Origin of the sequence: Inhella sp. (assembly GCF_027532025.1) — a bacterium.
In the GTDB taxonomy this organism is placed as follows: domain Bacteria; phylum Pseudomonadota; class Gammaproteobacteria; order Burkholderiales; family Burkholderiaceae_C; genus Inhella.
In genome coordinates, this window is sequence record NZ_JAPZSY010000130.1 from 1 (window position 1) to 4331 (window position 4331).

The 4331-nt window shown below is 68.7% G+C and carries 5 protein-coding genes and 1 pseudogene; all 6 read right to left on the reverse strand.

The window, feature by feature from the left end:
- Positions 1-183: pseudogene (locus O9335_RS15530) on the reverse strand (IS5/IS1182 family transposase); the annotation flags it as partial.
- A gap of 121 nt (positions 184-304) precedes the next feature.
- Positions 305-739 (reverse strand): biotin/lipoyl-binding protein, encoded by a 435-nt coding sequence (locus O9335_RS15535; RefSeq protein ID WP_298389745.1) that lies wholly within the window; start codon positions 737-739, stop codon positions 305-307.
- 344 nt (positions 740-1083) lie between these two features.
- Positions 1084-2370, reverse strand: a complete 1287-nt coding sequence (clsB, locus tag O9335_RS15540) for a cardiolipin synthase ClsB (protein WP_298389746.1) — start codon at positions 2368-2370, stop codon at positions 1084-1086.
- A 10-nt stretch (positions 2371-2380) separates the two neighbouring features.
- Positions 2381-3172 carry an endonuclease/exonuclease/phosphatase family protein gene (locus O9335_RS15545; protein ID WP_298389747.1) on the reverse strand — a complete coding sequence of 264 codons (792 nt, stop codon included), beginning with the start codon at positions 3170-3172 and terminating at the stop codon, positions 2381-2383.
- 34 nt (positions 3173-3206) lie between these two features.
- A complete protein-coding gene (gene nudB / locus O9335_RS15550) occupies positions 3207-3671 on the reverse strand; it encodes a dihydroneopterin triphosphate diphosphatase (RefSeq protein WP_298389748.1) in 465 nt (154 codons plus the stop codon).
- Positions 3672-3747: 76 nt separating this feature from the next.
- Positions 3748-4331: amino acid--tRNA ligase-related protein (locus O9335_RS15555; protein WP_298389749.1), on the reverse strand; the 584-nt coding region annotated here is incomplete at its 5' end.

Genomic DNA, 4331 nt, shown 5'->3' on the forward strand with positions numbered 1-4331 from the left:
GGGGCCGAACAGGTCCTGGTCGGCCACTTCGGTACGGCTGCTGGGCTTGCGCGCCAGCAGCGGCGCCAGGCTGGCTTCGATCGCGGTCCAGGGCAGCCGGGTGGCCAGCACCACGAGGGGGTGGCGGGGATCGACCATGCCATCCAGGCGCGCGCGGAAGAAGTCGTCGGTGGCCATCGGCAGTGCTCCCAAAACTCCCAGAAACTGCGGGGCAGTGGAATGCAATCCGGGAGTTCAGGCCATCGGAATTGCCCCTGTCAGGGCGATCCCCCTCCTATGAAAAAGAGGGCTTGGCGGAGGTTCTTCAGGTCCGACTACTGCGTTGCTGGGCCTGCTGCTCGGCCAAGCGCGCTTCCGCTTCCAGGCTGCTGCGGCGCTGGGCCACGGCGGCGGCTTGCAACTGACCCAGTTCGCCGGCAGCCAGCATGCGCTCGGCGCGCAGGCGAATCAGGGGCTGGCCCGCTTGAACGGCATCGCCTTCCTTCACCAGCACCTCGGCCACGGTGGCGGCTTGAGGGCTGCTGAGGTGCATCAGCCCGCCTTCGGGCACCAGCACGCCGGGCACGCTGACTTTCCGGGTGTACTGGCCCCAGGTGGCAAAGCTCACCAGGGCCACCGCACATGCCAATGCCAAACCGGTGGCCACCCCAAAGCTGGGCGGCCTGGCGATTCGGATGCTGCCCAGCCATTGCACGGCTTGGGCTTGCATCACTTCGGGGCGGAACAGCGGGGTGGACATGGAGCGGGGGGCGGCAGGGCACGGACTGCGCCGCGGATTTCACCCGCAGGCGCGCAGCCCGGCCACCCACCCCGGGCCTGCGGAGGCCGCCCTTGCCAGGGCGACGTGGCTTGTGCTAGGCCTACCTTGCCCAAAAAACCATTGACACCTGCTTACAAAGTACCGCGCAGGGCGGCCCGTTGGCCGGCCCAGCATGCCAGCCACTTGGTGTAGACACCCCGATCCAGCGGCCAGCCAAACAAGGGTTTACCCCCCCCGCATTAGAGCCCCCCCCCATGAAAACCCCGCCCCATCAGGGACATTGGCACCGCCACCACACCTGAGCAGGGGGGGTCAGAAGCGACTCAATACGGCCCACCCCCCGCCGCCCGCAGGTAGACCTGCGCCACCCAGCCCACCAGCGCCCGGCGCAGCCAGCCGCGCAGACCCTGCGATCCGGGCAGCCATGTGGTGGGGTGGATTTCTTCGGCACCGGTCAGGGCCTCGTCGAAGGCGTGTCGAACGCGGTCGGCCAGACCTCGGTCCCAGGCGACCACGTTGGCTTCGAGGTTGAGCACCAGCGAAGTGGGGTCAAGGTTGCTGGAGCCCACGGTGCACCAGTGGCCGTCCACCTGTGCCACCTTGGCGTGCAGGAAGGCAGCGCGGTATTCAAAGATGCGAACGCCGCGTTGCAGCAGGTCGACGTACAGGGCACGGGCGGCCATCTCGGCCAGCCGGTAGTCGAAGCGCCCCTGCAGCAGCAGGCGAATGCGCACGCCACGCTTGGCGGCCCGGTGCAATGCCCTCAGCAGGCGAGCCGACGGGTAGAAGTAGGGGCAGATGAGGTCGGCTTGCTCTCGCGCATCGCGCAAGGCCAGCAGGTACTCGCGCTCGATGGCGTGCCGCTGGCTGAGGTTGTCGCGGCGTACAAAGGCCAGGCGCACCGGGCGTTCGTCGCCCTCGGCTTCCTGGCGCTGCTGGCGGCGACGGTCGAGTTCGGCGCGCGTGCCACGCCAGGCGTTCCAGCGGGCGCGCAGCCAGCGCCGGGCGCGTTGCAGGGGCTCGGGCGCCAGCAGCAGGGTCTGCCATTCCTCGGTCACCTCGTGGCCTAGCCAGGCGCGTGTCCAGGTGCGGCGCACGGTGTGCTGCACCTCGCCCACCACGGGGCCGCGCAGGCCCAACGCAAAGTCCAGGCGGGGGGTGTCCAACGGGCCGTGGTTGAGGTCCAAGCGGTCGTCCAGGAGGTTGATGCCCCCGACAAAGGCCGTGGCGTCGTCCACCACGCACAGCTTGTGGTGCAGCCGGCGCAACTGGCCGGGTTGCAACCAATGCCACCAGCGGTCAATGGGTCGAAACACCGCCAAAGCCACACGGCTGCCGCTGAGCTGCTGCTGCCACCAAGGCAGGGCGGCTCGCGAGCCAAAGCCGTCCACCACCACGCGGACGCGCACGCCGCGCCGGTCGGCCCGCAACAGGGCTTGCAGGATGCGCTGCGAGGCCTCGTCGGTGTGGACGATGTAGCTGGCGAGCCAGACTTCGGCCTCGGCCCGGTCGATGGCCTGCTCCATGGCGGGGAACAAGGCGTCGCCCCCGCGCAGCAGGTCCACCTCGTGCCCGCCCTGGGGCAGGGCCTGCTCGCGCCAGGGGGTCATGACGCTGGGCTCATGCCGGGTGGAGGTCGACCAACAGGGGCAGGTGGTCGCTCATGCGCACCCAGGGGCCGCCGCGCGGCACTTGGGCTTGGCTGGCGCGCAGGCCGCGGGTGTAGATGCGGTCCAGCGCAAACAAGGGCGCACGCGCCGGGAAGGTGCGATGCAGGCCTTCGGGCTCGCGGCTCAGGCCGAGTTCGAGCATCGGGCGGTCCAGCTGCTCGCGCCAGTCGTTGAAATCGCCGGCCACCAGCAGGCGGGCGTCGGCAGGCACCTCGTCACCGAGGTAGCGGCCCAGTTGCTGCACCTGGCGAACACGGCTGCCGTGGAACAAGCCCAGGTGGAGCACCAGCACATGCAAGGGCTGGCCGTGCCAATCCACCTCCACGTGCAAGAGCCCGCGCTGCTCGAAGCGGTGGTCGGAGACGTCGTGTTGCCGCACCTGCTGGATGGGCAAGCGCGACAGCAGCGCGTTGCCATGTTCACCGTCTTTGGTGAAGGCGTTGGTGCGGTAGGCCACGTGGTAGCCCTCGGGGGCGAGGTAATCGGCCTGGGGGCCGGGCCATCCCAGCAAGGGGTGCGAGAAACGGCGCGCATCGCCCAAGTGGTGGCTGCGCACTTCTTGCAAGCAGACGAGGTCGGCCTGAAAGGCATGCACGCCCAGCTTCAGGGCGTGGATTTCCAGGCGTTTGGCCAGGGCCAGGCCGCGCACGCCTTTGTGGATGTTGTAGGTGGCCACCCGCAGCGGCGCGGGTTCGCTCGGGGTCTCGGAACGCGGGGCGGCATGGCGGGCACGGGCGGTCATGGTCGCAAGCATGCCAGCCGCAGCGGTGTTTCGGTCAAGCCGCTGGGGTTACCCCAAGCTGCTGGGGCAACTGCAGCACGGCTTCGGCGTTGGAGGGCGAAAAGCAGGCATCGGCCGCCTCCCGCCAGGGCAGCCAGCGCCACGCCCGGTGCTCCCGGGGGGCGATCCGCACCGGCGTGCCCACGGGCACGCACAAGCCAAACACACGCTCCCGGTTGTGGGTCACGCCGGGCGCGTAGCGGTGGCGCCAGCGGGGATAGATCTCGTAGACGTTCTCCAGCCCCCAATCGACCAAGTGGCAGCCGGGCCCCAAAGCGTCGATGCCGGTTTCCTCGGCCACTTCGCGCGCGGCCGTGGCCGCCCAGGGCTCGTCCGGCGTGTCCTTCGAGCCGGTGACCGATTGCCAGAAGCCCGCCGGCTCGGCGCGCTCCAGCAGCAACACATCCAACGCAGGCGTGTAGACCACCACCAGCACCGATTCAGGGATCTTGAACGACATGGACGGGCTTATACCTGCGCCCAGAAAAAAGGCGGCCTCAGGCCGCCTCTCGACGTGAACGGGTGGAACCCGCCGATCAAGCCACTGGCGTGGGGTTGCGCAGGCGAATGTGCAGTTCGCGCAATTGCTTCTCGTCCACCATGCTCGGGGCGCCGGTCAGCAGGCACTGGGCGCGCTGCGTCTTGGGGAAGGCGATCACGTCACGGATCGACTCCGCCTTGGTCATCAGCGTCACCAAACGGTCCAGGCCGAAGGCCAGGCCACCATGCGGGGGCGCACCGTACTGCAGCGCGTCCAGCAGGAAGCCGAACTTGATGCGCTGGTCTTCCTCGCTGATGTTGAGGGCCTCGAACACCTTGGACTGCACGTCGGCGCGGTGAATCCGGACCGAACCGCCGCCGAGTTCCCAGCCATTGAGCACCATGTCGTAGGCCTTGGCCACGCAGGCGCCCGGGTCGGTGTTCATCAAGTCTTCGTGGCCATCTTTCGGGGCGGTGAACGGGTGGTGCACCGCGTTCCAGCGCTGACCTTCGTCGTCGTGCTCGAACATCGGGAAGTCCACCACCCAAAGCGGCGCCCAGCGGTCTTCGAACAAGCCCTTGGCCTTGGCGAACTCGCTGTGACCGATCTTCAGGCGCAGGGCACCGATGGCGTCGTTGA